Annotated in this window: 24 protein-coding genes; 13 read left to right on the top strand and 11 right to left on the bottom strand. The window is 75.1% G+C overall.

What is annotated here, in order from left to right; all coding sequences use genetic code 11:
* Window positions 1-4 precede the first annotated feature (4 nt).
* Window positions 5-460: a DUF3592 domain-containing protein gene (locus ACIQUQ_RS20800; RefSeq protein ID WP_403977775.1), complete on the bottom strand. Its 456-nt coding sequence runs from the start codon at window positions 458-460 to the stop codon at window positions 5-7.
* Window positions 461-546: 86 nt separating this feature from the next.
* On the opposite strand from ACIQUQ_RS20800, the gene ACIQUQ_RS20795 reads away from it, so the two are divergent.
* Window positions 547-1,413 (top strand): hypothetical protein, encoded by an 867-nt coding sequence (locus tag ACIQUQ_RS20795; RefSeq protein WP_403977773.1) that lies wholly within the window; start codon window positions 547-549, stop codon window positions 1,411-1,413.
* 50 nt (window positions 1,414-1,463) lie between these two features.
* On the opposite strand, the gene ACIQUQ_RS20790 is transcribed toward ACIQUQ_RS20795, so the two are convergent.
* Window positions 1,464-1,733 (bottom strand): hypothetical protein, encoded by a 270-nt coding sequence (locus ACIQUQ_RS20790; protein ID WP_403977771.1) that lies wholly within the window; start codon window positions 1,731-1,733, stop codon window positions 1,464-1,466.
* A 63-nt stretch (window positions 1,734-1,796) separates the two neighbouring features.
* Between ACIQUQ_RS20790 and ACIQUQ_RS20785 the strand changes: the two genes are divergently transcribed.
* Complete coding sequence (locus ACIQUQ_RS20785) at window positions 1,797-2,099, top strand: DUF1905 domain-containing protein (RefSeq protein WP_403977769.1); 303 nt, start codon at window positions 1,797-1,799, stop codon at window positions 2,097-2,099.
* A 5-nt stretch (window positions 2,100-2,104) separates the two neighbouring features.
* Here ACIQUQ_RS20785 and ACIQUQ_RS20780 read toward each other — a convergent pair whose 3' ends face one another.
* Window positions 2,105-2,608, bottom strand: a complete 504-nt coding sequence (locus ACIQUQ_RS20780) for a YbaK/EbsC family protein (RefSeq protein ID WP_403977767.1) — start codon at window positions 2,606-2,608, stop codon at window positions 2,105-2,107.
* Window positions 2,609-2,832: 224 nt separating this feature from the next.
* Between ACIQUQ_RS20780 and ACIQUQ_RS20775 the strand changes: the two genes are divergently transcribed.
* The 3 genes from ACIQUQ_RS20775 to ACIQUQ_RS20765 all read left to right on the top strand — a co-directional run bounded on the left by ACIQUQ_RS20775 (window position 2,833) and on the right by ACIQUQ_RS20765 (window position 8,708).
* Entirely contained in the window at window positions 2,833-3,828 is a 996-nt protein-coding gene (locus ACIQUQ_RS20775; RefSeq protein ID WP_403977765.1) for a hypothetical protein, read from the top strand.
* Between the two features lie 586 nt (window positions 3,829-4,414).
* On the top strand, window positions 4,415-6,856 hold the full coding sequence (locus ACIQUQ_RS20770; protein WP_403977763.1) for a PIG-L family deacetylase: 2,442 nt from the start codon (window positions 4,415-4,417) through the stop codon (window positions 6,854-6,856).
* A gap of 316 nt (window positions 6,857-7,172) precedes the next feature.
* Window positions 7,173-8,708, top strand: coding sequence for an AMP-binding protein (locus tag ACIQUQ_RS20765; RefSeq protein ID WP_403977761.1), 1,536 nt, complete (start codon window positions 7,173-7,175; stop codon window positions 8,706-8,708).
* Window positions 8,709-8,715: 7 nt separating this feature from the next.
* On the opposite strand, the gene ACIQUQ_RS20760 is transcribed toward ACIQUQ_RS20765, so the two are convergent.
* Entirely contained in the window at window positions 8,716-9,561 is an 846-nt protein-coding gene (locus ACIQUQ_RS20760; protein WP_403977759.1) for a hypothetical protein, read from the bottom strand.
* Window positions 9,562-9,777: 216 nt separating this feature from the next.
* Here ACIQUQ_RS20760 and ACIQUQ_RS20755 point away from each other — a divergent pair, with 216 nt between their 5' ends.
* Both ACIQUQ_RS20755 and ACIQUQ_RS20750 read left to right on the top strand, forming a co-directional pair.
* Complete coding sequence (locus ACIQUQ_RS20755; RefSeq protein WP_403977757.1) at window positions 9,778-10,692, top strand: helix-turn-helix domain-containing protein; 915 nt, start codon at window positions 9,778-9,780, stop codon at window positions 10,690-10,692.
* 10 nt (window positions 10,693-10,702) lie between these two features.
* Window positions 10,703-11,146 carry an OsmC family protein gene (locus ACIQUQ_RS20750; protein ID WP_403977755.1) on the top strand — a complete coding sequence of 148 codons (444 nt, stop codon included), beginning with the start codon at window positions 10,703-10,705 and terminating at the stop codon, window positions 11,144-11,146.
* 144 nt (window positions 11,147-11,290) lie between these two features.
* Here ACIQUQ_RS20750 and ACIQUQ_RS20745 read toward each other — a convergent pair whose 3' ends face one another.
* Together ACIQUQ_RS20745 and ACIQUQ_RS20740 are read right to left on the bottom strand one after the other, a co-directional pair.
* Entirely contained in the window at window positions 11,291-12,508 is a 1,218-nt protein-coding gene (locus tag ACIQUQ_RS20745) for an FAD-dependent monooxygenase (protein ID WP_403977753.1), read from the bottom strand.
* A complete protein-coding gene (locus ACIQUQ_RS20740) occupies window positions 12,505-13,110 on the bottom strand; it encodes a hypothetical protein (protein ID WP_403977751.1) in 606 nt (201 codons plus the stop codon). The genes ACIQUQ_RS20745 and ACIQUQ_RS20740 overlap by 4 nt, the downstream gene beginning before the upstream one ends.
* A 476-nt stretch (window positions 13,111-13,586) precedes the next feature.
* Here ACIQUQ_RS20740 and ACIQUQ_RS20735 point away from each other — a divergent pair, with 476 nt between their 5' ends.
* Together ACIQUQ_RS20735 and ACIQUQ_RS20730 are read left to right on the top strand one after the other, a co-directional pair.
* Window positions 13,587-14,678, top strand: a complete 1,092-nt coding sequence (locus tag ACIQUQ_RS20735) for a PP2C family protein-serine/threonine phosphatase (protein WP_403977749.1) — start codon at window positions 13,587-13,589, stop codon at window positions 14,676-14,678.
* 407 nt (window positions 14,679-15,085) lie between these two features.
* Window positions 15,086-15,316: a hypothetical protein gene (locus ACIQUQ_RS20730; protein ID WP_403977747.1), complete on the top strand. Its 231-nt coding sequence runs from the start codon at window positions 15,086-15,088 to the stop codon at window positions 15,314-15,316.
* 23 nt (window positions 15,317-15,339) lie between these two features.
* Here the strand turns inward: ACIQUQ_RS20730 and ACIQUQ_RS20725 are convergent, their stop codons facing one another.
* The 3 genes from ACIQUQ_RS20725 to ACIQUQ_RS20715 form a co-directional block, all read right to left on the bottom strand.
* A complete protein-coding gene (locus tag ACIQUQ_RS20725) occupies window positions 15,340-16,395 on the bottom strand; it encodes an RNA ligase family protein (protein ID WP_403977745.1) in 1,056 nt (351 codons plus the stop codon).
* Window positions 16,392-17,369, bottom strand: coding sequence for an MBL fold metallo-hydrolase (locus tag ACIQUQ_RS20720; RefSeq protein WP_403977743.1), 978 nt, complete (start codon window positions 17,367-17,369; stop codon window positions 16,392-16,394). The genes ACIQUQ_RS20725 and ACIQUQ_RS20720 overlap by 4 nt, the downstream gene beginning before the upstream one ends.
* Window positions 17,370-17,478: 109 nt before the next feature.
* On the bottom strand, window positions 17,479-17,823 hold the full coding sequence (locus tag ACIQUQ_RS20715; protein ID WP_403977741.1) for a hypothetical protein: 345 nt from the start codon (window positions 17,821-17,823) through the stop codon (window positions 17,479-17,481).
* 329 nt (window positions 17,824-18,152) lie between these two features.
* Between ACIQUQ_RS20715 and ACIQUQ_RS20710 the strand changes: the two genes are divergently transcribed.
* Both ACIQUQ_RS20710 and ACIQUQ_RS20705 read left to right on the top strand, forming a co-directional pair.
* Window positions 18,153-20,471 (top strand): bifunctional serine/threonine-protein kinase/ABC transporter substrate-binding protein, encoded by a 2,319-nt coding sequence (locus ACIQUQ_RS20710; protein ID WP_403977739.1) that lies wholly within the window; start codon window positions 18,153-18,155, stop codon window positions 20,469-20,471.
* 112 nt (window positions 20,472-20,583) lie between these two features.
* Window positions 20,584-21,987, top strand: a complete 1,404-nt coding sequence (locus ACIQUQ_RS20705) for an oxygenase MpaB family protein (RefSeq protein ID WP_403977737.1) — start codon at window positions 20,584-20,586, stop codon at window positions 21,985-21,987.
* A gap of 130 nt (window positions 21,988-22,117) precedes the next feature.
* Here ACIQUQ_RS20705 and ACIQUQ_RS20700 read toward each other — a convergent pair whose 3' ends face one another.
* On the bottom strand, window positions 22,118-22,762 hold the full coding sequence (locus ACIQUQ_RS20700; protein WP_403977735.1) for a dihydrofolate reductase family protein: 645 nt from the start codon (window positions 22,760-22,762) through the stop codon (window positions 22,118-22,120).
* 246 nt (window positions 22,763-23,008) lie between these two features.
* Here ACIQUQ_RS20700 and ACIQUQ_RS20695 point away from each other — a divergent pair, with 246 nt between their 5' ends.
* Complete coding sequence (locus tag ACIQUQ_RS20695; protein ID WP_403977733.1) at window positions 23,009-23,740, top strand: SDR family NAD(P)-dependent oxidoreductase; 732 nt, start codon at window positions 23,009-23,011, stop codon at window positions 23,738-23,740.
* A 204-nt stretch (window positions 23,741-23,944) separates the two neighbouring features.
* Complete coding sequence (locus ACIQUQ_RS20690) at window positions 23,945-24,784, top strand: class II glutamine amidotransferase (RefSeq protein ID WP_403977731.1); 840 nt, start codon at window positions 23,945-23,947, stop codon at window positions 24,782-24,784.
* Window positions 24,785-24,800: 16 nt separating this feature from the next.
* Here the strand turns inward: ACIQUQ_RS20690 and ACIQUQ_RS20685 are convergent, their stop codons facing one another.
* Window positions 24,801-25,175 carry an amphi-Trp domain-containing protein gene (locus ACIQUQ_RS20685; protein ID WP_403977729.1) on the bottom strand — a complete coding sequence of 125 codons (375 nt, stop codon included), beginning with the start codon at window positions 25,173-25,175 and terminating at the stop codon, window positions 24,801-24,803.
* Window positions 25,176-25,215: the final 40 nt, after the last annotated feature.

Genomic DNA, 25,215 nt, shown 5'->3' with positions numbered 1-25,215 from the left:
CGGGTCACGAGGGGCTGACGATCAGCCCCACCGTCGCCAGCACGCCCGCCGCAAGGGCCAGGAGTGCCATCCGCCGCGAGCTGCGTACGTAGCCCTGGCGGCGCCTGCGTTCCCTGCGGACCGTCGACAGGGTCCCCATGTGCACGCTCCTGGTGTTGTCCGGCTCGTGGACCAGGGGGTACAGGTGGCCGACCACGTGCGCGGGACCGCGCGACGCGCCCTTCTCGTGGCGGGCGATCCCGCCGCCGGGGGTCTCGAACTCGTACACGACGTGAGCGTAGCCCCGCTCGCCGAACGGCACCAGGCTCACCAGCCGCGCCTGGACCTCGACGCCGGACTCGCTCAGCCGCATCATCCTCTTCAGCTCGCTCCGCTCGCCGGAGACCAGCATCAGGCCGAAGATGCAGACCGGCACGGACGCGACGATGAAACATACGAGCACTGCGGTCACCAGGTTCACAGCCGGACGGTACGGCACCGCCCGCCTCGCCCGCGACCCCCATTCCCCCTTCACCCATGCGCACTTCGCGCCTTACGATCACGCGCATGTCGATCGCGCCGCCCTCGTCGTCCTCGTCGCCCATACCGGTCCTCCAGGGCGACCGGGGCACCGAACTCCGTTCCACCGGCGAGGAGCTGCTGCTGCGCCGCCCGGACGCCGAGCTGCGCATCCCGCTCGCCGCGATCGCCCGCGTCCACGCCGAGCGGCGTGACCTGTCGGTCGAGCTGACGGCGCCGACGGGGGCCGAGCCGACCCTGTACCGGATCACGGACGTGAGCGCGGCCGCCGCCTCCGTCTTCGCCGAAGCGGTGAACGCCGCGCTGCCGGAGCGCAGCGCGGGCGAGGCGACGGTGGACGGCTCGACGCTGGTCGTCCACCGGAGCCTGCTCCTCGACGACGAGGAGGAGGAGGACGCCGACGAGCACGAGGTACCCGTCGGCCTGCGGTCCCCGAACACCTGGCCGGCGTACGCCTGCTACGCCGCGGTCGGGGCCCTCGCCGTCGCCGTCGGACTGCTCGACGGAAACTGGGGCCGGGGCATCGCGACGCTGCTCCTGGGCGAGGTCGGCGTGGGCATCACCCTCTTGGCTTCGGGCGTCGTGGTGCTGACGTGGAAGGACTGGTATTTGCCCCGCTACGGCATCACCGTGGACGCGCAGCAGATCTACCGGGACGGCGAGACCACCAACACCTTCACCGCCACCGACGGCGTGACCCGTCACATCAGCGGCGACGACAAGGGCAGGCCCGTCCGGGTCGCCTACCATCCGCGGAACCCCATGACCGCGGTGGTCCTCCGCACCGGCTGGCAGACGAGGGTGGGCGAACTGGTCCTGGCCCTGTTCGTCCTCACCCTCGCGGCCCTCGCCGCCTACGGCACGTACCGCCTCTGCCTGCCGGCCTTCACCTGACGAAGTTCCCGGCCCGGGGGCCGGCCGGCCGGAACTCCTCGTCCGCGCGGCTACGCGTCGCCGCGCAGGCGGCGTGCCATGTCCTTGTCGTCCTGCAGGGCGCTGAGGCGCGGGTACGGCTCGCGGGTCGCGTCGAGGACGCAGACGTGGAGCCTGTCACCGACCTGGGGCGGCTCCTCGTCCACGTCCCACCACGAGGGGTGCTTCACCTGGTCGATGAATCCGAACACGCCGTGGAGTCCGTCGACTTCCACCTTGGAGCCCACCGGGGCGACCGCGACGACGGTCACCTCCAGCTCTTGGTGGTCCCGGACATGCACAGCGGGTCTCCGTCCTTCCGGAGGGTTCGGGGCTGGTCGGGAGTTGCGTGGGATGCTGGTCATGTGGAGTTCACCTTCGAGGCCGAGCTGTGGATCTGGGATGCCCGGCGGGACGACAGTTGGGTGTTCGTCAGTCTGCCCGCCGATGTGTCCGAGGAGATCCGGGAGCTGGGCGACGGGACCCGCCGTGGGTTCGGGTCGCGGCGGGTGCGCGTCACGGTCGGCGGGAGCACCTGGCTGACGTCCGTGTTTCCGGACAGCGGGCGCGGGTGTTTCGTGCTGCCGGTCAAGCGTGCCGTGCGCAGGGCCGAATCCCTTGAGGTCGGCGACATCGCGACGGTGACCGTCGCGCTCGTCGACCTGTAGACGGCTCAGGCGTTGGGGCCCACCGGGAGCAGGAGGCCGCCGGTGAGGTGGAGGAGTTCCTCGGCGGTGGTGGGGAACACGGTGTGCGGGGTGCCCGCGGCCGCCCACACGCGGGGGTACTCGGTGAGGGCCGCGTCCACGACCGTGGGGAGTTGGCGGGGGTGGCCGACGGGGGCGACGCCTCCGATGGCCTGGCCCGTGGCGTCACGGACCTGTTCGGGTGTGGCGCGGCGGAGTGCGGGGCGTTCCCAGCGGGCGGCCAGGGCGGCCGTGTCGACCTTGTGGCGGCCGCTGGTGAGGACCAGGACGGGCTGGTCGCCCGAGAGGAACACCAGGCTGTTGGCGATGGCGCCGACCTCGCACTGCAGGGCCGAGGCGGCCTCGGCCGCGGTACGGGCGGACTCGCTGAGTTCCCGTACCTGACCGGGGATGCCCGCAGCGGCCAGGGCGCGCGCCACCTCCCGGCTCCGGGCGGGCAGCGGGGCGGGGGTGTACGGCTCGGACTCCATGGGGCTCCTTGGCGGTTGAGACCGGGAGGGTCGTGCGTCGGGGTGGAGGGTGGCTGTGGAGGCGGTTCCGGCGGCGCGGCCCGCCGCGGTGCGGTGGGCGCGCCATCCGCCGATCATGCCCGATTGTGCCGTGTACGGGAGGGCGGTGCGCATCCCGCGGGACGTGCCGGGGCGACGCGGGAACGCGGTGGCGTGCCGTTCGGCCGTCCGCGTACGGTCTGCGGATGACCAGGACCACGCCGGCCAGGCCGGTACCCGCGGAGGCCGTCTTCCCCGAACTGGCCGCCCACCGCGGCCGGACGACGCGCCTGCACCCCAGGCCCGGGCGGCCCGGTGTGCGTGACAGCCATGTCGGCGGGCCGATGCTGTGGCCGTACGACGAGCCGTGGCCGGCCTGCCACGAGGCCCACGAGAGGAGGGACTCGGGGTACCCGCCGGACGAGATCCGCAGGGCCCGGGCTGCCGGCGAGTTTCCTCGGAGCCGGCCGTGGCCCGGCGAAGGGGCGCCGGGCGAGGGAGGTCCGGTGCCGTTCGTGGGGCTCGCCCAGCTCTTCCGGCGGGACGTGCCGCGCCTGGCGGCGGGGCCCGGCGGTGCGGACCTGGTGCAGATCTTCCGGTGCCCGTACAGCCACGGTCCGTCCCTGGCGCGCCGGTACCACCTGCGGTGGCGGCGGGCGGCGGAGGCCGAGCGGGCGGGACGGTTCCTCGACGCCGCGCCCGAAGTGCCCGTGCTGCCGTGGGAACACGAACTCCCCGAGCCGTGCGCCCTTCACCCGGAAGACGTGGACACGTACCCCTGGGCGGAGGACGACACGCTGCCCGCCCCGCTGATCGCCCGCATCGACGCCTGGGACGACGCCCAGGCGGCGGAGCACGGCCCCGATGCCCTCAGCTACCAGGGGGACCTGTCGATCCCGCCCGGCTGGCGGGTCGGCGGCTTTCCGAGCTGGGCGTCGACGGGCCCGATGTCCGTCGGCTGCGGGTCCTGCGGTGCGGAGATGGGGCTGCTGCTGACCGCCGGCGGCGACGAGGCGGACGCGAACTCGCACAGCTGGGTGCCGGTGGAGGACCGCGGCCCGTCCCTCCCGGGCAAGGCTTCCCTACGGGGCGGGGTGTCCGTCGTCCGCCCGACCCGGCTCCGTTTCGGCCGGGACCGGGACCTGCACGTCTTCACCTGCCCGACCGACCCCGGCCACCCGCCGCAGTGGGTGCTGGCCTGAGGCGTGAGCCCGCCGTGCCCGTGAGCGGGGCCGCCGGACCTCTCCCACGACGGCGGCAGCCGGTCCGGAGGGAGGTGCCCGGGCGATCGGGGCCGGGCCATGGGGGCCTTGCGGAGCGCGGGCCGGAAGGGGCGCACGGCGCGTGCCGCACCATGCCGCCGCCGGCCAGGTGCACGACCGCCGGCACCACGGCCGCGGCGACGGCGTCGGCCGCGAAGGACCTCACCCGCCGCGGCGCGCGTTCCCCGTCGCAGGGTGTGCCTCCACGCGCTGACCGCCGCCACCGCGATCCCGGCCCGCGACGCCGTCGACCGGCTGGTCGCCCTCACGTTGGGCAGCCTGCGCGCGGCTCCCTGACGGCCATCGCCGTCGCGCCACAGGCGCCCCGCGCGGGGCGGTCGGCGCGTGAAAGCCGTCACACGCTCCGGGGCGGGGGCCAGTGCTGGCCGGGGAGTGCCGGTCCGCCGCCCCAGCTGCCGGAATGACCGGTTCCGAACATCACATATGGTGTGACGCCCATACCGGTGCGCCCTCTGCGGTGCCAGGAGACGGAACAGGTCCCGTCGGCCGCAGGGAGAGACCCGTCATGACCACAGGGCGCGAGCGCGCCGCCGCCGACCGGCGGAAGCGCATCACGCGGACCGCCGCGCTGACGGCCGCGGCCTGCGTGGGCGCGGCCGCGATGGTGGTCGCCTCGGCCACCGGTGGTCTCGGGGCGGCGGACACCGCCGCGGGCGCCGACGCGCGCGCCGCGCAGGACTCCCCCGACGGCATACCCGGCACCGGGACCGTGCTCCAGGTCGTCGCCCACCCCGACGACGACCTGTACTTCATGAACCCGGACATCGAGCGCTCGATCGGCGCCGGCCACGCGCTGACCACCGTGTTCCTGACCGCGGGCGAGTCGGACGGGATCAACGGGCAGGCGGGCGAGACGGGCAGGCCGCCAGCAGGCGCCGCGGAGGCCGGTGCCGGGGTGCCCGGGTCCGGGGAAGCCCGTTCCGGCGAGGCCGGGGCCGGGGAAGCCCGTTCCGGCGAGGCCGGGGCTGCGGACGCCGCCGTTTCCGGAGCGGCCGGGGCTGCGGACGCCGCCGTTTCCGGAGCGGCGGGTGTTCCCGTCCCCGCCCGGCCCGAGGCATCCGGCCCCCCGCAGCCCGATGCCCGAGCCGCCCGCAGCCAGGAGGGCGGACGCGCAGCCGGCATACCCCGCCAGGCGGGTGCCCGGGGGGCCCGGGGGGCGGGGCAGAACGTCGCGGTCCGGCCCGCCGCCGACAAGGCCGCGTACGCCGAGGCCCGCCAGAACGGCATACGCGCCGCCTACGCCCGCATGGCCACCGGCGACCGCGCCGCGCGCTGGACCCGTACCGTCATCCCCACCGCGGGCGGCGGACAGGCCGAGCTGGACGTCCTCACCGCGAAGCCCACGGTCCAGCTGGTGTGGCTCCAGATACGCGAGGCCGGCGACCCGTACCTGCCGAAGCCGGAGAGCCTCACCGGCCTCTGGGACGGCACGACCGGCTCGCTCGGCACGCAGCTCTCCGCCGGCACTCCGGTGACCGGCACCTTCTCGTACACCAAGGACCAGGTCGTCAGCACGCTGGTCGGCCTCCTGGAGCGGTTCCGGCCCACCCTGGTCCGCTCCCAGGACCCCACCCCGGGCCGCCACCCGGACACCGGGCGCCTCACGGACCACCAGGACCACATGTACGGGGCGCGCTTCCTGCAGGCGGCGCTGGCCCGGTACGCGGCCGACGCCGGGCGGCGCACCCACTTCACCGTGCAGAACTACCTCGGCTACCTCACCGGCTCCCTGCCCGGCGCCCTCGGCCCCGAGCTGCACCGGAGCAAGCTGGACGTCCTGGAGACGTACGCCTGGATGGACCGGCGCAACTACTGCCACAGCCCGTCGGGCTGCGGGGACCTGAACGTCGCCGCGCGTCCGGGCGGCAACCGCTGGGCGGAGACCATCCGTTACGCGCGCGACAACGGCACCGGCTGGCTGGTGCCCGGGCCCGGCCAGTCCGCCACGGCCTTCGCCGTCCTCGACGGGCGGATGGCCGTCTGGCGGCGCCCCGACTCCGCGGACGCGAACGCCCGCTGGGCCGGTCCGTCGTTCCTCCCGGGCGCCGGGATGGACCAGGGCGCGACGGCGGTGCGGCTCCCGGACGGGCGCATCGCGGTCTTCGGGACCCGTACCGTCCTCGGGGCCACCGGGGCCGACTACCGGCGCGAGGTGGTGACCGCCGTGCAGACCGCGCCCGGCGGGGCGTTCGGGGACTGGCGGTCCCTGGGGTCGCCGGAGCCGGACGACGCGCAGTGGACCTCCGACATCAGCGCCCCGGCGGTCACGCTCGACGCCTCGGGCCAGCCGACGGTGTACGTGCGCGACGGGGCCCACACGCTGCGCGCGGCCGCCGAGGCCCCGGACGGGACCTGGGGTCCCTGGGAGCACCTGGGCGGCGAGGGCCTGCAGGGCAACCCGGCCGCCGCGGTGGACGCGGACGGCCGGAGCTACGTGTTCGTCAACACCCCCGCGACGGTGCTGGGCTGGGTCTCGGACGGGGCGTCGGGGCGGCTCGCCGGGCCCGGTGCGACCGGCCTGCCGGCGACGACCCTGCCGCTGACGGCGGTGCCCGACGGCTCCGGGGTGCGGCTGTGGTTCCGCAAGCCCGGCACGGGGACGGTCCGTACCGCGGTGGCCTCGGTCGTGGAGAGGCTCCTGGCGCTCTCGCCGGTCAGGGACGTCGTCGGCAGCGCGGGCGGCTACGGGCCGGTCACCGCGGCCGGCGACGTGGTGGCCGGGCGGTCGTCCGGCGGCGGTCTCGGCGCTTCGCTGGGCGCGGGCCTGCCCTGGCAGCAGGCACCGGTGGTGCTGTTCGACGGCTCGCCGTCCGCCGCCCTGGGCGCGGACCGCTCGGTGGGCGTGGCCGCCGTCGGCCCCGACGCGCGGCTGTACTGGGCCACCGCCTCCCCCGGCCCCGGCGCGGCCCTGTCCCCGTGGCGTCCGGTGGGTCCGCCCAACCGCTGACGTACGGCGGGCCCGGCCGCTCACGTACGGCCGGAGCGGCGACGCACGCACGCACGGCGGACCGGCTCGGCACGGCCGCCGGGCGGCAGCCGGTCCACGCCCCCGGGTTGGGCACGCCGTCGCGCTGGGCATGGTGAAGGCGACGCAGGACCGGCGGACGCTTCCGGCCGGGTCCGCAGGCTCGCTCGTTCCCGTGGGAGGGTTGCGTGGAGGTATCCGTGCGGCGGCACACCGCGCTGGAGGCGGCGCCGGGCTTACCCGGACGGCCGGTGACACGGCCGGCGGTGCCGGCCGGTGCGGCGGCGGGGTGCGGGCGGTGACCCCCGGGTTCACGCCCTATGCGGCGGCCGTCCTGGAGAGGCTGGCCGCGACGCCGGAGCGCACCGTGCTGACGACGGCCGACGGAAGGCGCATCACGGCGCACGAGTTCCACGGGACCACGTGCCGGCTCGCCGGGGAGCTCGCCGCGCGCGGCGCGGGCCGGGGCCTGACCGTGACCCTGCTGACCGGCAACACGCCCGAGGGGCTCAGTGCCCGGTACGCCGCGAGCCTCACGGGTGCCCGGGTCGTCGGCCTCCACGACGGCATGGGCCCGCAGGCGATGGCCGCCGTCGTGAGCAGCGCGGAGACCCGGATGCTGCTCGTCGACGCCGGGCGGCAGGAGGCCGCCCGGCGGTTGCTGCCGCTGGTCGACGTGCCGGCCGTGCTGGGGCTGGGCCCGGGGCCGGCGGGCCCGGACGTGCTGGCCGCCTCCGCCCGGCAGCCGGCCGGGATCCCGGACGTCCGGATCGGACCCGACGACGACCTCGCCATCCGCCACACGGGCGGCACCACCGGTGTGCCCAAGGGGATCCTCAGCCTGCACGGCCCGTACCGGCGGGCCCTGGACTCGCCGCTCGCCGAGGACGGCCCGTCCCGCTTCCTGGCCTGCACCCCGCTGGCCCACCTCGCCGGGTTCTACGCCGACCTGCACCTGTACCGGGGCGGTTCGGTCGTGCTGCGGAACGGTTTCGAGGCGGGTGACGTCCTCGCGGCCGTCGCACGCGAGCGGATCACCCACACCTGGCTGCTGCCGCCGCTGCTCCACCAGCTCCTCGACCATCCCGCCCTGGCCGGGACGGACGTGTCCAGCCTGCGCCGGATCCTGTACGGCGGGTGCACCGCCTCGGCGAGCCGGCTGCGCGAGGCGCTGGAGGTCTTCGGCCCCGTCCTGACGGGCGGCTACGGACAGTCGGAGGCGCAGAGCATCACCGCCCTCGCCCCGCACGAGCACACGCACACCGGGGCGGGCGGCCGGATCACCGTGGGCCGGGCCCTGCCCGGCGTCGAGATCGCCATCCGCGACCCGGCCGGCCAGGACCTGCCCACCGGCCGGGAGGGCGAGATCCAGGTGCGCTCGGCGGGCGTCATGCGCGGCTACTGGAAGCAGCCCGAGCTGACCGCCCGGGTCCTGCGCGACGGCTGGCTGCGGACCGGGGACGTCGGGTACCTCGACGAGGACGGCTACCTGTACCTCGTCGACCGGCTCTCGGACGTGATCATCGTGCCCGGCGGGCACGTGTACCCGTCGGAGGTGGAGGAGGTCCTCCTGGCCCACCCCGCCGTGGCCCAGTGCGCGGTGTTCGGCGCCCGCGACGCGGACGAGACGGAGCACGTGCACGCCGCGGTCGTCCTCGCGCCGGGCGGCCGGCCCGGTCCCGCGGAGCTGCGGCGGTTCGTCGCCGAGCGCACGGGGGCGGTGCACGCCCCCGAGTTCCTGCACGCCGTCCCCCGCCTCCCCCTCACGCCGGCCGGCAAACCCGACAGGAACCGGCTCCGCGAACGGCTGGCGGGAGGCACCGCGGCCGGGTGACGCCGGGTCAGCGGGTGCGTACCGCGGTGATGGTGAAGCGTTCGACCTCCGCGAGGTGGCCGCCGGTCGAGGCCACGACGGTCAGGACCGGATCGGTCGGGCGGGTGTAGGAGACGGTGGCGTTCCACGGGGTGCCGGAGCCCCCGGCGGGGGTGCAGCAGGCGGTGCCGAGGGGGCGCGGCGACGACGGCTGGCGCACCTCCACCCTGATGCTCTCGTCCACTCCCGTGATCCGTCCGCCCGCCCTGAGCGGGGAGGTCGCCCGGGAGCCGTAGGCGGGCAGGGTCAGGGAGAAGGTGGTGTCGTCGGTGCCGACGACCTCCCAGGGGGCGTCCGCCCCGGTGCCGTACCGCACCAGGTGGATGACCGCCGCGGTGCCGCGGCGCGCCTCCTCGGGGTTCCCCAGGCCCACGCCGATCCGGGCGTGCCGGCCGCTGACGGTGCGTGAGGAGACGCGGTCGATCTCCCGGAAGCCCAGGTAGCCCTGGACGAAGGAGAGGGCGGTGTGTTCCGCGTCCAGGTGCCAGGGCTGGTGGCCGCCCTCGCGGTGGGAGCGCTGCCAGGCCTGCGCCTGCGCGAGCGTGGTGAACGGCCAGACCGGCTGCAGGCCCGGCCCCAGGGCCGGTTCGGCGGCCCCGGGCGCAGCGGTGGCGGGGGTGTGGGAGGGAGTGGCTGGTGGCAGGGTTCCCGTACCGGGCCCGGAGGGCGTACGCGGGGTGGCGGGCGGCGCACTGGTCGGCGCCGGGGCCGGGGTCCCGGGGGTGCCGCCGCAGGCGGTGAGCAGCAGCCCGGCCGTCGCGGCGGCGGCGAGGAGGAGTTGGGTGGGGCGGGTGGGCCGGAGCCGAAGGTTCATGGGGACTCCAGGACGGTGACTCCGGGCGGGCACACCCCCACGTTGGCGGGTGCCGCCGGTGGGCACATGCTCCCACCACGCCGGGCCCCTGGGAAGCCGCGGTGTCCGGTCCGGTGACGGCCCCGACGCCGGTGGCGCGTGGAGGGCCGGAGCCGGCGCGGTCCGCGGTCCCTCTTCGGCGCGCGGCAGCGCCGGGGCGCCCCCTAGCCTGGATGAATGAGCACGTCAGCGGGGCGCGAGCCCAACCTGGAGCTGCGCGACTTCCTGCGCTCGCGCCGGGCCCGGACCAGCCCGTCCACCGTCGGTCTGGGCCCGGAGACCCCCCGCCGCCACGTCCGGGGGCTGCGCCGCGAGGAGGTGGCCCGGCTGGCCGGGATCAGCCCGGACCACTACGTACGGCTGGAGCGCGGGCGCCATCCCAACGCCTCGGCGTCGGTGCTGGAGGCCGTGGCCCGGGCCCTGCGTCTGGACACGGCGGAGCGCGCCCGCCTCTTCGACCTCGCACGCCCCGGGCCGGGTGCGGGGCGGCGCCGTACCGCGGCGCCCCAGCGGGTGCGACCCGGGCTGCTCAGGCTCCTCGGCTCGCTGCCCGACACCCCCGCGATGATCCTGGGGCGCCGGCTGGACGTGCTGGCGGCGAACACCCTCGCCAAGGCCCTGTACACCGACTTCGACGCGCTGCCGTACCGCGAGCGCAACCTCGCGCGGTTCATCTTCCTCGGCCCTACCGCCCGCGACCTGCTGACGGACTGGGAGACCGCGGCGCGCGGCACGGTCGCCGCCCTGCGCCTGTACGCGGGCCGGCACGCGCACGACCCCCGGCTGGCCGAACTGGTCGGCGAGCTGTCGGTGCGCGACGAGGACTTCCGCCGGTGGTGGGCCGACCACGACCTCCTGGAGTACACCCACGGCACCAGGCACTACCGCCACCCGCTCGTCGGCGAACTGGCCCTGGACCACGAGTCGCTCACCCTGCCCGACGACCCCGACCAGGCGCTCCACCTCTACACCGCGGAGCCCGACAGCCCGTCCGCGCACGCGCTGCGCCTGCTGGGCAGCTGGTCGGCGCCGGACCCCGCGGGCCGTGACGGCGGGCGGCAGGGGCGGGCAGGGAGACGGTGGGCGGGTTAACGTCAGGTCCATGACTACCGACTCCGCATCCGACTCCCTCCGCTCCGTGACCGTCGAGCGGACCGGCCCCGGCCGGTTCACCGCGATCAACTCGCGCGGTGAGAAGCTCACCTTCGGCACCGGCTCCGGGGCGGGCTTCACCCCGGTGGAGCTCTTCCTCGCGGCGATCGCCGGCTGTTCCGCGGCGGACGTGGACGCCGCGACCGGCCGGCACGCGGAACCCAGCACCTTCTCGCTCGTCGCCAGCGGCCACAAGGTCCAGGACGACGGCGGCAACAGCATGACCGGCCTGGAGGTCGCGTTCGCGGTCGCCTTCCCCGAGGGCGAGGGCGGCGACCGTGCCCGGGCGATCCTGCCGCGCGCCGTGAAGACCTCGCACGACAAGCTCTGCACGGTGAGCCGCACGGTGGAGGCGGGGACGCCGGTCTCCGTGAAGGTCGTCGACGCGGACTGAGCGCGGCCGGCCGGGACGCGCGTGCCCGTACGGTGCGCGGCCGGCCGGGACGCGCGTGCTCCTGCGGTCCGCGGCCCGGCCGGTGCGGCCCGCGGTGCCGGAGCCCTGGTCGTCCCCCGGGCTCCGGCACTGCGGGCGGGCGTCCTACGGGGCCGGTGCGGGTGCGGGCCCCGTGCGCAGGCGGCCCGCGCCGCCGTAGGCGCGGGCGAACGCCTCGCCCTCCGGGCCAGGGGCGGCCAGGCGGGCGAGCCGCTCCCGCCGCAGCCTCAGACCGAAGGCGGACTCCTCCGCACCGCCCGGCGGGAGGTGCATCAGGTCCAGCAGCCGGTCGGAGAACTCCTGCGTCGTCCAGGCTGCCCCGTGGCGGCGCGCCTGGTAGCCCGCGAGCGTCTCCGTGTCGCCCTCCAGGTGGTACCGCAGGAGACTGTGGGCGAGGTCGGCGACGTCGGCCACCGCGAGGTTGAGTCCCTTGGCGCCCGATGGGGTCAGCACATGGGCCGCGTCGCCCGCCAGCAGCAGCGGGCCGGCCTGTACGTGGTGCCGGACGCGGCCGCGCAGCCGTAGCATGCCGACCTCGGTGAGCGCGCCCAACTCCGGGTCCCCCGATTCGGGTTGCAGTCCCAGCCGGAGCGCCAGCTGTTCGCGGATCCGCGGCTCGGGCCACTCCGCCAGGTCCGCGTCGGCGGGCACCTGGAGGTAGAAGCGCGCCAGCCGGGACGTACGCGGCATCATCCCCGCGAAGCCCGCCTCGTGGAGGGCGTACCGGATGCCCTCGACCGGGCGGTCCACCTCGGCGAGCACGGTCAGCCAGTCGTAGGGGTAGCGGCGTTCGAGCGCGCCGTCGAGCTCGGCGGGGAACGCGCGGGCGACGGTGCTGCGCGGCCCGTCACAGCCCACGACGTGCTCGGCCTCCAGGACGCCGTCCTCGCACCGGACGAGCGCGACCGGGCCGGAGGTGTCCACGTCGAGCACGGGACGGTCGAACCGCACGGCGCCGCCCGCCTTCTCGTACGAGGCGATCAGGTCGCGGACCAGCAGTTGCTGCGGGTACACCCAGTGCCCGGCGCCGCCGGACAGCTCACCGTACGGGATGTGGATCCGCTCGCCCGAGACGGTGAACTCGCACCACTCGTGGCGGCCGCCCTCGGCCAGCAGCCGGTCGGCGAGGCCCTGTTCGCGCAGGTACTCGACGACGCGGTGCTCGATGAGGCCCGCGCGGGCCTGCTGCTCCAGCTCGGCCCGGCCGAGGCGTTCGCGCACCTCGACCGAGATCCCGGCCCGGTGCAGCACGTTGGCCAGCACGAGTCCGGCGGGACCGGCGCCGACGACGGCCACCTGCACGCGGCGGCGGGGGGCGCTCACGACCGGCCTGCCAGGGCCGGGACGGACCGGAGGGCGGCGGGGACGACCTCGGGGTTGAACAGCTCGGTCACCGTGGCGAGGGGCTGGTCGCCGTGCCACAGGACGTACGTCTTGAAGGCCGCGGGCTGACCGCCCCAGCTGCCCAGTCCGGCCTCGACTATCGTGCGGCGGTGGCCGGTTCCGGCCTCGCGGAGCAGCCGGCCTATGGTCGCCGAACCGTCGGTGAGGCAGCGCTCCACGGCGTCGGTCAGCCCGCACCGGGCCAGCACCACGTTCCGGGAGAGGTCCACGCCGGCCGACGAGGCCAGAACGGAGCGGCGTTCCAGCAGGACTTCGTCGGGGTCGGCCGCGAGCAGTTCCACCGACTCCGTCGGGGCCTCGCCCGCCCGGACCAGGCGGGTGCTCATCTCGCGCACCGAGACGCCGGCGCCGACCCACGCCTCCAGGAGGGGGGTGGTCAGGCCGTCGCTGCACAGGAGCAGCCGCGTGGCGGGATCGGCGAAACCGTCGAGTCTCCCGCGGTCCGTCCCGGCGCCCGGGACGGCGGTGCCGTCCGGTGTGGGTACCGGATGCGGAGCGGAACGCGACGTCGGCGGAAACATGAACACCTCGTAGGTCTAGAGGACGGGAGAAACGGGTGTGACGGGGAACCCGGCACAGCCGCACCCGGCCGCGCTCCCCCTCAACGCCCTTGTGAACACGCAGGTTAAAGGCAGTGTGGTTCCCGGAAGGAAACGGCCCTGCAGGAGGTCGTCAAGTCTCGCCGGCCGCGGCTCGGCGGCCGGGACCCAGAGGTGGCGGGCGGCCGTCCCGAAGACGCCGAGAGCGAGGCACCCGAGGACAGAGCCCAGCCGATGAGGTGGTGCCAGTGCTGCCGGCCGTCGGCATCGGTGAACAGGCAGGGGCCGAGCTTCCTGCCGTTCGCGTGGTGGGCCGCGGCGGCCTGGACGGTGAGGCCCCGCCGGGTTGAATGCGGGGAAGGGTTCGGCGGGGATCCTCGCTGGTCAGAGGCCCGGAGGGTGGGGTGCGGGCAGGCGTCGGGGCGCTATGACCCGATTACCTGGATATTCTGTGACATGTGATCGAGTCCGGACGGCCGCGGCACCGTCGGCACCCCGGCCCGGGAACGCTCGTGCGGCTGTCGCCGGTGATCCTGACCGTCGTCATCGCCAGCCTGGCGTACACCACGCCGCCGGAAATGGCCTTCAGCCGCCTCCTGCCCGCGGCGCCGGCCCTGGCCGCCTCCATGTGGCCGGTCCTGCCGACCGTGCTGCTCGGGACGGTCTGCCTCCTCCTGATGATCGGCCTCAGCCTGGTCTTCCCCGACCTGGGCACGTGGTGGACGGCCGCCGGGATCATCGCGGTCACCGTGGCGGCGGCGTACGGCAGCCACGTACGGCTCCAGCGCGAGCGCACCCTGTTCCAGGTGCGGCTCGTCGCGGACGCGGCGCAGCAGGTGGTGCTGAGCCCCATGCCGCGCCGGATCGGGAACGTCGAGATCGAGTCGCTGTACCTCGCCGCCGCGGCGGAGGCCCGGATCGGCGGGGACTTCTACGAGGTGGTTGACACGCCGTACGGGGTCAGGCTGCTCATCGGCGACGTGCGGGGCAAGGGCCTGCCCGCGGTGGGGGCCGCGGCTGCGATCGTCAACGCTTTCCGGGAGGCGGCCTTCGGCGAGGCCGACATGGTGGACGTCGCGCGCAGGCTGGACGCAAGCAGCACCCGCTACAACTCCGCCTTTCCCCCCGAGGGGCCGATGGAGCGCTTCGCCACCGCCCTGCTCGCCGAGATCCCGCACGGGGGCGGGCGCATCGACATCCTCAACTGCGGCCACCCCCCGCCGCTGCTCCTGCATCCCGACGGCGTCCGCATCCTCCAGTCCGCCACCCCCTCCCCGCTGCTCAGCCTGGCGGAGCTGATAGGCGATCACTACAACGTCGACTCCTTCGACTTCCGCCCCGGCGACCTGCTGCTGCTCTACACGGACGGGATCGCCGAGGCCCGCGCCCGCGACGGGGAGTTCTTCCCGCTGGCGGCCTGGATGGGCCGGCAGCCCCCGACGCCGCCGCGCGAACTCCTCGCGGCCCTCCACCGCGACCTCCTCCGCTACAGCAGGGGCCGTCTGGACGACGACATCGCCGCCTTGGCCGTCCGGCTGGACGTGCGCTGAGGCTCCGCTGCTCGATGCCGTGGCCGTCGTTGGGCAACCGGCCGAGGCGGTTCGGGGGTCTCGCAGGGTGCGGGCGGCCGGGCGGCCGGGCGGAACGGGGGCGGGGCGATGGCTGGGGTGTCGGAGGGGGCGGGCGAGGTGGCTGCGTACGGGGAGACGGGTCCGCACCGGCGGATGACCAACCGGTTTCACCTCGCATGTCTCGCGACGCTCGTGCCGTACCACCAGCGGCCCGCGGCGCTGGACCTCTACTCCGGCGACGCGGACCTCGCGGCGGCCGCCCTGCTCGACCGGCGCGGCGAGCACCCGCCGACGGCGCGCGCCACCGCCTGGGAGACCGTGCGGGCCGCGGGCGGCACGGCCCGGGTGCGCGAAGTCGTCGCGCTGCTGGGGGGCCTGCTGACCTCGTGGGTGGGCCAGGAATCGGGCGGGCCGACGTCTCGCGCGCCGCGTGGAGCGGGCGGGCCGCCCTCCACGTGGAAACGGCGGCTGCCCTGGCCCGCTGGAGTGCCGGGGGTGTGCCCGCCGGGCGGTGGGCCGCGTTCGTGCCCCGGCTGTGGCAGTTCCCCGGCACGCTGCCCGAGCTGCTCGCCGTGGTGTCGGCCGCGGACTCCGAGGGGCCGGACCGGCCGCCGTGAGGGGGCCCTGGCCGGGTGGGGCGTCAGCGGTTGCGTCGGGCGGGGGTGCGGCGGTCGTCCAGGTCGAAGCGGGCGAGTGTCAGGGCTCCGGCCCGGACGGCCTCGTGCAGTGCCGGGGCCAGGTCGTCCTCCAGGCCGCCGAGGGCCGCCGTGATCTCCTCGACCACGTCCTGCGCGATCTCGGCGGCCAGCTCCTCGACGGGGACGCGCGGGCCGAGTTTGCTCACGGCGGCCGCCGCGCGGTTCGGCGTGAGGAGCGCGGTGACCTCGCCGAGGAGCCAGCCCGGCACGCCCGCCGCACCGCCGGACGGGGCCCGGTAGGGGCGGGCGCCGTCGTAGCGGGCGTCTTCCGCGAAGGCAGGGTGCTTGAGCTTGGCCACCGGGCGCCCTGCGGGAGCGGAGGTGCCCGGAGCGGGTGACCACGCCTCGGCCGGCTTGATCACCAGGCCCTCCGCGAGGTTGCCCGGCAGCTCCGGCAGCCCCAGCAGCGCCGGCACCCGGGTCGGGAACTCCGGGCTCTCCTCCTGGAGCCGGCCGAGCCGCCCCCGGGCGATCAGCGGGGCGCAGTGCAGGCCGGCCGCCGCGGCGGCCTGCCGCAGGTCGCGGTCACCGGCCCAGAGCACACCGTCCGGGGCGTCGGCGACGCCCGTGACCGCGGCGTCGAAGGGCAGCCAGAGCAGGTCCGGTGCGTACCAGACGCCGGTCTGCACCGGCTCCGCCGCGGGCTCCGGCGGTACGTCCGGGTGCGGGTAGCGGCCGCCCGCGAGTTCGCCGTAGACCGTGACCGGTGCGGCGGGGTCCGCACCGTACCGGCGGCGCAGGGCGTCGGCGCAGCGGCCGGCGGCGACGGCCAGGGCGGGCCAGATCCGGGCCACGCCGAAGAAGTCGTCGAGGCCGCCCTCGCCGAGCAGTTCGCGGCGCTTGGCGGGGCGTACGCCGGTCCCGTCGGAGACGACGGCGAAGTTGGCGCCGTGGACCTTCTCCAGCGCGACCCACTCCCGCACCCCTGCCGACTCGGCCAGGCGGACGCGGGAGGGGATCTTCGGGTACGGCTGCCACCGGCCCTGTCCGCCGCTCACGCGGGGCCGCCGTGCTGGTGCTGTTCGGGCAGCCGGCTCTCGGGGTGGGCCCACAGCAGGACGTTGGCGGGCCGGTCCTCACCGAAGAAGTCGAGGACGTCCCGGTCCGAGTGGCGCAGGCTGAAGTGGGTGAGGACGAAGAGGACGTCCGGGTGGGACTCGACCACGGGCTTCAGCCGGCTCCAGACGGTGTGCCCGACGCGGTCGGCCCGCTCCGCCTCGGCGTCGTCGAGGTACGTGCACTCGGTGACGATCACCGGGTACTCGAAGAGCCAGGGGTTGTCCTCGAAGACACTGACGTGGGTGTCGCCGAGGAAGGCGAACAGCGGTCTGCGGACCTCGCGTTCCGTCTCGATGCCCTCCGCGCGGCGCCGGGCGACGGTGCGGCCGAACTCCCCGCCCCTCCCCTGTGCGACGAGCGAGCGGCGGAGCTCCTCGTACTCGGGCAGCAGTGCCTTGCGGCGCTCGGAGAACGCGTAGCCCACGCACGGCACCTTGTGCACGCAGTCGACCACGCGGACGTGGTGCCCGGCGCGGCCGAACGTGAACTCGTCGCCGCCGTGCACGCCGTGGAGCCGGCATCCGGCGGCCAGGCCCGGGTCGTAGGCGGGGCCGTGGTTCAGCTCCGCCGAGGCCTTGAGGAAGGTCTCCACGTAGGGCACGGCGGCCGTGGGCAGGTAGACGTCGACCCCGCCGGGCCGTGCGGCGAGGTAGTCGAGGTCCTTGGAGTGGTCGTGGTGGGTGTGCGTGAGGAACACGGTCTCCGGCCGACGGCCCTCGGCCAGTCCGGCGTCGAGCGCGCAGCGCAGTTCCGGTATGTGGAAGAACGTTTTGTCGTTGGCCCGCGAGTACCCGGTGAGCGTGAGCCCGGCTCCGGGCATCCGCCAGGTCTTCCACTGCCGGAAGGGGTGCCCGGCGTCCAGGAGTTCGGGGTGGCCGGGGTGGGCGGGGGGCCGCGACGGGGCCTGGTTCATCGGTGCCTCCGTCGGACCGGGGTGATCGGGTGGGTGCCGATGCTAGCGGGCGGCGCCCTCGGCGGCCTGCGGTTTTCGCCCCGTCACGACGGGCTCGTGACGGGCCGGGTCAGACCGACACGAGCCGGTGGAGCAGGACCCAGGACCCGCCGGCCAGCAGGCCGATGACCCACAGGGCCACGAGCGGCTGCCGGCCGCGCGACAGGGCCCGGACGGTGACGGCGACGCCGACCGCCGCGGCCGGCACCCCCACGGCGGCGAGGACGGCGGCGCTCCAGTACGCCCAGGCCTGCTCGCCGAAGAAGCGGAGCAGCGCCAGGGCCGGGGCCAGGAACAGGACCGGCCAGGTGTTGCCGCTGAGCGACGGCTCGCGGGTCGGCCCACCCGGTCCGGTCCCGTCCCCTCCGTCGTTCCGCCCCGCCTGCGCGCTCTCGTCGGCAACCTTGTCCCGCATCGTCCGCCGCTCCCCCGTTTCTGCTCGATCGTGTCCGGCACGGGAGAGGACGCCGGTCAGCAGGCGCGGGTTGCCCGCCCCCGGCGGTCACGAAGAGCCCCGCCACGGTGGCCGGCGCTGAACCCGGCCTGCCTCTCGGTCGCCAAGTGACCCGGAGCGATGACGGGTTGGGTTCGTCGACGGGCCGCCCGGTGGCGGAGGTGCCGTCGGGCGCGGCGGCGCCGGGATCGGGGCGGGCCGCCGCGGGCTTGCACGAGGTCTGGGCCCAGGGGCGTGATCAAGCCAGGATCCCGTCACCTGATCGGGTCAGCAGGACCTAGAGTGTGCGCGTGAGCGAGCAGATTCCCGAACGCGTCGCCGGCCGGTACGAGCTGGTGGAACGTATCGGACAGGGCGGAATGGGCCGGGTGTGGCGCGGTCTCGACCAGCACCTGTTCGGACGCGAGGTCGCGGTCAAGGAGATCCTTTTCCCGCCAGGCATGGACGACGAGGACCGCGCCGCGCTGGTCCGCCGGTTCATCGGCGAGGCCCGAGCAGCGGTGACGCTCAGCCATCCCGGAATCATCACCATCCATGACGTCGTGGAGCACGAGGGCGCCCCCGTCATCGTGATGGAGCTGGTCCGCGGCGAGTCCCTGGCCGCCGTCGTCCGCGCCGGCGGCCGGCTCCCGGTGCGGCGGGTGGCCGAGATCGGTGCCGCCATGCTCGACGCGCTGGCCGAGGCGCACGCGGCGGGGATCGTCCACCGCGACATCAAGCCCGACAACGTGCTGCTGACCAGGGACCGCGTCGTCCTGACCGACTTCGGCATCGCCCACCTCGCGGACGCCACGACCAGGCTGAGCCACAGCGGCAGCGTCATCGGCACGCCGCACTACATGCCGCCCGAGCAGTTGGAGGGCAAGCGCCCCACGCCCGCCAACGACCTGTGGGCGCTGGGTGCGACGCTCTACCACGCGGTCGAGGGGCACCCGCCGTTCGACGCGGAGGGCCTGCACGCCCTCGCCGTGGCCGTCTTCACCCGGCCGCACCGGCCGGCCGTCCACGCCGGCCCGCTGGCGCCCGTACTGGACGCGCTGCTCACCAAGGACCCGGCGCAGCGTGCCGGTGCGGCGGAGGCGGCCGAGATGCTGGCGGAGGTGCTCCGTACCACGACGCCGGAGCCCGCCCCGCCCGGTTCTGAAGTCCCCGCCGAGGACGGGCCCGGGCCGACTCCGTCGCACACCCCCACGGTCCTCGACCCCGGCTCGGCCGACGCGGGTACGCCGGAGCTCCCCGTGCCCGACCGGCCGACCGTCCCGCCCGTGACCGTGCCCCCGGCCGAGGAGCCGGAGACGCTCAAGGCGACCCGGCGGATGACGGACGGCGACCGGGCCTCCGCCCCGCAGCGGCCCCTCGCCCGGCGCGCCGTGGTGACGGCCGCGGTGCTGGCCACGCTCGCCACCGGCTCCGTAATGGCCTGGACCCTCGGCGGTGACGAGGGCTCGCCCCGCGGGGGCAAGGCCGCCGGCAAGGGTGCAGCGGCCTCCTCCGTCACGGTGGTGATCGGCGTGGACGCGCCGCTGAGCGGCGGTATGTCCGCCATGGGCCTCGGGATCAGGAACTCGGCGGAGCTGGCGGCCAGGACCGCCAACGAGACCCGGCACGTCCCCGGTGTGAAGTTCGAGATCAAGGCCCTGGACGACGGGGCCGACCCCGCCAAGGGCGCGTCCAACGCCGCCCTCCTCGCGGACGACGAGAAGGTGCTGGGGGTGGTCGGCCCGCTCAACTCCAGCGTCGCCAAGACCATGGTGGCGCCGCTCGTCCGCGCGAACCTGGCCGTCGTGTCACCCGGCAACACCGACCCCGTGCTGACGCTGGGCCCCGACTGGGCGGCCGGCACCACGTCGCGCCCCCACTCCTCGTACTTCCGTACGGTCGCCACGGACGTGGACCAGGGGCCGTTCGCCGCCCGGTACCTGCACGGCGAGGCGAAGAAGTCCAAGGTGTACGCGGTGGACGACGGGAGCGCGCACGGCACCGCCCTCACCTCCGGCCTCACCGCCGAGCTCACCAGGCTGGGCGGGAGCGTCGTCGGGGCCGAGCACGTCGACCCCGCGGAACGCGACTTCGCCGGCCTCGCGGCGAAGGTACGGTCCTCGGGGGCCGACGCGGTCTACTTCGGCGGCTACTACGACACGGCCGCCGCGCTCTCCCAGCAGCTCAAGCAGGCCGGCGTACGCGTCCCCTTCATGGGCGGCGACGGCATCTACGACCAGCAGTACCTCACCATGAACCCGGCGGCGGACGGCGACCTCGCGACGAACATCGGCGTGGCCCCCGAGGAATCGACGGCCGGGCAGGACTTCCTCGCCCGGTACCGGAAGGCCGGGTACCCGGAGGCGGCCGGCTGGTACGGGCCGTACGCCTACGACGCGGCCTGGGCCCTCATCGAGGCGGTGAAGTCGGTCGTGGCGGCCAACCGCGGCACCCTCCCGGACGACGCCCGCGCGAAGCTGCCCCCGGTCGTGGCCCGGCTGAGCTTCGACGGCGTCACCGGCCCCGTCGCCTTCGACGCGAGCGGGGACACGGTCAACCGCAGGCTGACCGTGTACGCGGTGAGCGGGAGCCGCTGGACGCACGTGACGAGCGGCCCGGCCGCCGGCTGAAGCCTCCGGGGCGGCGCACCCGTCCGGGTGATCCCGGGTCCGGCGGCGGGCCCGGGGGCCGTACGTGACGTTGTAGGTGCAGACGATCACACCACAGCCGCTGGAGAGCCACGTGCCGACCCACTTACAGCCCACCGCCGACCGTGCCCTGCGCCGGACCCTCGCCGAACGCCGCATCGGGCTGGTGGCGTGGCGGCTGCTCGTCCTGCAGATCGCGCACCCGGCCGTCGCGGCCGGCATGGGCCGCTACTCCACCTACCGCGCCCACCCCTGGCGGCGCATCGAGCACACCATGGACAGCGGCAGCCGGCTGTTCTTCGCCGGGCCCGAGGAACGCGCGCTGGAAATCGCCCGTCTGGAGCGCACCCACCGCCGCATCCACGGCACCGACGGGGCCGGCCGCGCGTACAGCGCGGAGGAGCCCGAGGTCCGGGCCTGGGTGATGGTCACGCTCTACGAGGCGATGACCGCGATGCACGAACTGGCCGGCGCTCCCCTCGGCGCCGCCGAACAGAATCTGCTGTACGGGCAGTTCAGGGAGGTGTGCAAGGACCTCCGCATCCCCGGGGAGGTCCTCCCGCCGACGGCCGCGGACGTCCCGGCGTACGTCGAGCGGACGGTCCGCGAGGTGCTGGAGCACGGGGAAGAGGTCCAGTACCTGCTCCACGAGATGCTCCGCGAGGCGCCCGCGCCCCGCCGGCTCGGCCTGCTGGGGCCGGCCTGGCCGCTGCTGCGGGCCATCACGGCCCGCGCCCTGACCGCACTCACCGTCGCCGACCTGCCGCCGGCCTGGCACGAACGCTTCGGGACGCGCAGGCCCCGTACGGCCGCCGCCCTGTCGTGGACGCTCCACCGCGGTCTGCGCGTGGTGATGACCCGGCTGCCGGACCACCTGCGCTACCGGCACCACGCCGGGGACGGGCAGCGGTCCGGTGCGCGCCGGGCGGCGGTGGTCCGACTGCCCGGGGCCCGTACCGCGGGTACCCGGCAGGCCCGTCTGGAGACCTTCTTCCGCCAGGTGCTCGACCAGACGGGCGACGGCCGGGTCGACACCGCCGACCTGCAGGCCATGTCGCACAACGTGTGCTGGCGGCTCGAACTGCCGGCCGAGCGCGAGGACGTGCTGTACGCGGCCTTCGAGGCCTGGTGGAAGCAGCTCTGCGCGGACGTGGACGAGGACGGCGACGGCGGGGTGGACTGCGCCGAGTTCGTTGCCGCCATGACGGCCGGACTCGACCGGGACCCCCAGTACCTCGACGGCGGGCTGGGGCAGGCCATGCGTGCGCTGTTCCGTGCGGCCGACGCGGACGGCAGCGGCCACCTGTGCGCCGACGAGTACCGCGTGCTGTTCGGCGGGTCCCGGGTACACCCGGCCGAACTCAACGACGGGTTCCGCGAACTGGACGCCGACGGCGACGGCCGGATCTCCGAGGACGAGTTCGTGGCCGCCTTCACCGACTTCTTCACGGCGCGCGGCGACAGCACGGCCGGCACCGCCCTGCTCGGCCGCGCGTGACGGACTCCGGCCGCGACGCCGCCGGAGGAAGGCGTCGCGGCCGGCGGTCGGCTGCTGTTCGGCCGGTCTCGCTGCCGGTATCGCGGCCTGTGACGCGGCCGGTGACGCGGCCGACGTCCCGGCCGGGGTCTCAGGCTCCGTCCCCGAGACCGCGGTCCGGTGCGCTCATGTCCCCCGTCGCCGGCGTTCCCTCGGCGAGCCCGTAGCGGAGGTGCACGGCACCCTTCGAGCCGGCCGCCGGGGGTTCGAGGAGGGTGAGGTTCGTCGGCACCTCACCACCGTCGAAGACCTTCTTCCCGACGCCCAGCACGATCGGGTGCACCCAGAGGTCGAGGCGGTCGAAGAGCTTCTCGCGCAGCAGGCTCTGCACCAGGTCCAGGCTGCCGACGACCTTCACGTGCTCGTGCCGGTCCCGGATCTCGCGCACCGCGCCCGCCAGGTCCGGACCCAGCTGCGTGGACCCGGCCCAGCTCAGGTCGGGACGGCCGCGGGAGGCGACGTACTTGGGGATCCCGTTGAAGAGCCTGGCGAAATCGTCGTCCTCACCGCCCTCCTGGTGCGGCCAGTAGGAGGCGAAGATGTCGTACGTGCGCCGGCCGAGCAGGAGGGCGTCCGTGCCCTCGTACGCGGCGGCGATCTGCGCGCCGGACACCTCGTCCAGCAGGGGCGCCTGCCAGCCGCCGAACGGGAACCCCTCGGGGTCCTCGTCGGGACCGCCGGGCGCCTGCCCCACGAGGTCGAGTGTCGCGAACAGCGCGATGTGGATGAGGCCCATGATGTGCTCCCGAGACGTTGGTCGTCCTCCATCAAGGCGTAGACCGATGGGAGCGGGCGAACTCATCGCCGCGCCGTCCCCGGGCTTCACCCGGTCGGCCGGAATGACCCCGGGGTGCCCGGCGGCGGGCCGGCCCGCCGCGGGCGCCGCGCGTTCCTTGACTTCGCCGGGCCGCTGCCCGACCCTCGGCGCACCCGCCCCGCCCGCTGCGCCGGGGGCCCACACGACGCGGAGGACGAGGCCGGCATGGGACAGCTCGACGGCAAGGTCGCGGTGGTCACGGGTGCTTCGGCCGGCATCGGGCTGGCCATCGCCCGGCGCTTCGTCCGGGAAGGGGCCCGGGTCTTCATCTGCGGGCGGCACGAGGGCGAACTCCGCAAGGCTGCCGATGAGTTGGGCGGTGCCGCGATCCCCGTCCCAGGGGACGTGACCCGGGAGTCGGACCTCGCCCACCTCTACCGCGTGGTGGAGGCGGCGGGCGGCGGCCTGGACGTCCTGGTGGCGAACGCGGGAGGCGGTCGTCCGGCCGCGCTCACCGACGTCACCCGGGACGGGTTCGACGCGACGACGGACCTGAACCTGAAGGCGACCGTGTTCACCGTGCAGGGCGCGCTGCCCCTCCTGGCGGACGGTGCCTCGATCGTCCTGCTGGGCTCGGCGGCCGGCTCCGGCGGGTCCGCACGCTTCGGCGTCTACGCCGCGACGAAGGCCGCCGTACGGTCCCTGGCCCGCAGCCTGGCCCTGGAGCTGGCCGGCCGCGGCATCCGGGTCAACACCCTCAGCCCCGGTCCGGTCCTCACCCCGTCCCTGGACCGGGCCCCGGCCGGGGTCGTCGAGGAGGCGACGCGCCGGGTCCCGCTCGGCCGCCCCGGCCGGCCCGAGGAAGTGGCAGCCGCCGCCCTGTTCCTCGCCTCGTCGGAGAGCAGCTACGTCACCGGCACCGAGCTCTTCGTGGACGGCGGCGCCCGCCAGGTCTGACCACGGTGAGGCCCGGGCCGGTACGGGCCACCGCTCGCCCGCCCACCGGCGCCCCGCCCGCACACCGGCACCCCGGCCGCCCAGCGCCGCCCCGGCCGCGTACCGAGCCGGCCCCGGCGCCGGCGGTTACGCTCGATGGGTGACGTACGCGGCCGGGGAGCTCGCGCCCGGGCGGCGCAACGTGCCAGGAAGAGGTGATCGCGCATGTGCCGGTGGCTGGCCTACTCGGGTACGCCCATCCTCCTCGACACCATCCTCTACAAACCCGCGCACTCCCTGATCGACCAGAGCCTCCACTCGCGGCTCGGCGTCGAGACGACCAACGGGGACGGGTTCGGCATCGGCTGGTACGCCAGGGAATCGGAGCTGGACACACCCGCGATCCTCCGGGACGTCGGCCCGGCCTGGAACAACCGGAACCTGCGCGAGATCGCGCAGCACGTGAAGTCCCCCCTCATGTTCGCCCACATCCGGGCGTCGACGGGCACGGCGGTGCAGCAGACGAACTGCCACCCCTTCCGGCACGGCCGGTGGATGTGGATGCACAACGGCTCCATCGCCGGCTTCCACGGCATGCGCAGGGAGCTCAACATGGCGGTCGACCCCGCCCTGTACCTGGAGATGGAGGGGACCACCGACTCCGAGGCGATGTTCTACCTCGCCCTGACCTTCGGACTGGAGGAGGACCCGCCGGGCGCGGTGGCCCGGATGGTCGGGCTGGTGGAGAAGACCGGCCGGGCGCACGGCGTGGAGAGCCCGATGCAGATGACCGTGGCCGTGACGGACGGCACGACGGTCTGGGCGTTCCGCTACGCCAGCGCGGGCAAGGCCAGGTCGCTCTTCTACAGCACCCGCGTGGACTCCCTGCGTGCGCTGCACCCCGACCTCACCTTCCTCGAGGAGGTTTCCGACGAGACGCGGGTCGTGGTGTCGGAGCCGCTCGGCGACCTTCCCGGGGCGTGGAACGAGGTGCCCGAGCACACCTACGGCGTGGTGCACCCGGGCGCCGACTCCCTCCACCACTTCGCGCCGCTCCCGGTCTGACGCAGCGGTCCTCCGCTCAGGTGCGCTTCGCGGCGGAGCGCCTGGCCCTGGACGGCGCCGTGGCCTTCTTCGTCCTGGCAGGGGCGGTCTGCTTCGCGGGAGCCGCCTCGGGCTCCGGTTCCGCGGCCTTCTCCGCCGCCGGGGCGGCTGCGGAAGTCCGGGGCTTGCCGGTGCTCCACTTCAGCTCGATCTCGAGCTCGATCTCGTCGCCGTCCACCTCGATCTCCACCTCACTGCGGAGTTCGTCGGGGACGCGCAGGCTCAGCACGCCCGAGCCGAGCGGGACGTCGGTCTTCCCGCCCTCCCGGAGCGCCTGGGCGAGCGCCGCGAGCTGGTCGGCGGCTTCGACACGGGACAGCGAGCGCTTCTGCTCGAACTTGAGGTCCGACATGGGGTTCCTCCAAGGCGCGGGAGCATCTGACCGACGGGCG

Source organism: Streptomyces sp. NPDC101118 (assembly GCF_044759445.1).
GTDB lineage: Bacteria > Actinomycetota > Actinomycetes > Streptomycetales > Streptomycetaceae > Streptomyces.
The sequence above is the reverse complement of the archived record's forward strand: the minus strand, read 5'-3'. Positions and strand labels throughout refer to the sequence as shown.

Excerpts from the sequence above, each read along its gene's own strand:
- ACIQUQ_RS20715 (WP_403977741.1), bottom strand. The coding sequence starts at position 17,823 with ATGCGGGACAAGGTTGCCGACGAGAGCGCGCAGGCGGGGCGGAACGAC.
- ACIQUQ_RS20795 (WP_403977773.1), top strand. The coding sequence starts at position 547 with ATGTCGATCGCGCCGCCCTCGTCGTCCTCGTCGCCCATACCGGTCCTC.
- ACIQUQ_RS20760 (WP_403977759.1), bottom strand. The coding sequence starts at position 9,561 with ATGAACCTTCGGCTCCGGCCCACCCGCCCCACCCAACTCCTCCTCGCC.
- ACIQUQ_RS20750 (WP_403977755.1), top strand. The coding sequence starts at position 10,703 with ATGACTACCGACTCCGCATCCGACTCCCTCCGCTCCGTGACCGTCGAG.
- ACIQUQ_RS20690 (WP_403977731.1), top strand. The coding sequence starts at position 23,945 with ATGTGCCGGTGGCTGGCCTACTCGGGTACGCCCATCCTCCTCGACACC.
- ACIQUQ_RS20685 (WP_403977729.1), bottom strand. The coding sequence starts at position 25,175 with ATGTCGGACCTCAAGTTCGAGCAGAAGCGCTCGCTGTCCCGTGTCGAA.
- ACIQUQ_RS20775 (WP_403977765.1), top strand. The coding sequence starts at position 2,833 with ATGACCAGGACCACGCCGGCCAGGCCGGTACCCGCGGAGGCCGTCTTC.
- ACIQUQ_RS20780 (WP_403977767.1), bottom strand. The coding sequence starts at position 2,608 with ATGGAGTCCGAGCCGTACACCCCCGCCCCGCTGCCCGCCCGGAGCCGG.
- ACIQUQ_RS20755 (WP_403977757.1), top strand. The coding sequence starts at position 9,778 with ATGAGCACGTCAGCGGGGCGCGAGCCCAACCTGGAGCTGCGCGACTTC.
- ACIQUQ_RS20700 (WP_403977735.1), bottom strand. The coding sequence starts at position 22,762 with ATGGGCCTCATCCACATCGCGCTGTTCGCGACACTCGACCTCGTGGGG.
- ACIQUQ_RS20695 (WP_403977733.1), top strand. The coding sequence starts at position 23,009 with ATGGGACAGCTCGACGGCAAGGTCGCGGTGGTCACGGGTGCTTCGGCC.
- ACIQUQ_RS20740 (WP_403977751.1), bottom strand. The coding sequence starts at position 13,110 with ATGTTTCCGCCGACGTCGCGTTCCGCTCCGCATCCGGTACCCACACCG.
- ACIQUQ_RS20770 (WP_403977763.1), top strand. The coding sequence starts at position 4,415 with ATGACCACAGGGCGCGAGCGCGCCGCCGCCGACCGGCGGAAGCGCATC.
- ACIQUQ_RS20720 (WP_403977743.1), bottom strand. The coding sequence starts at position 17,369 with ATGAACCAGGCCCCGTCGCGGCCCCCCGCCCACCCCGGCCACCCCGAA.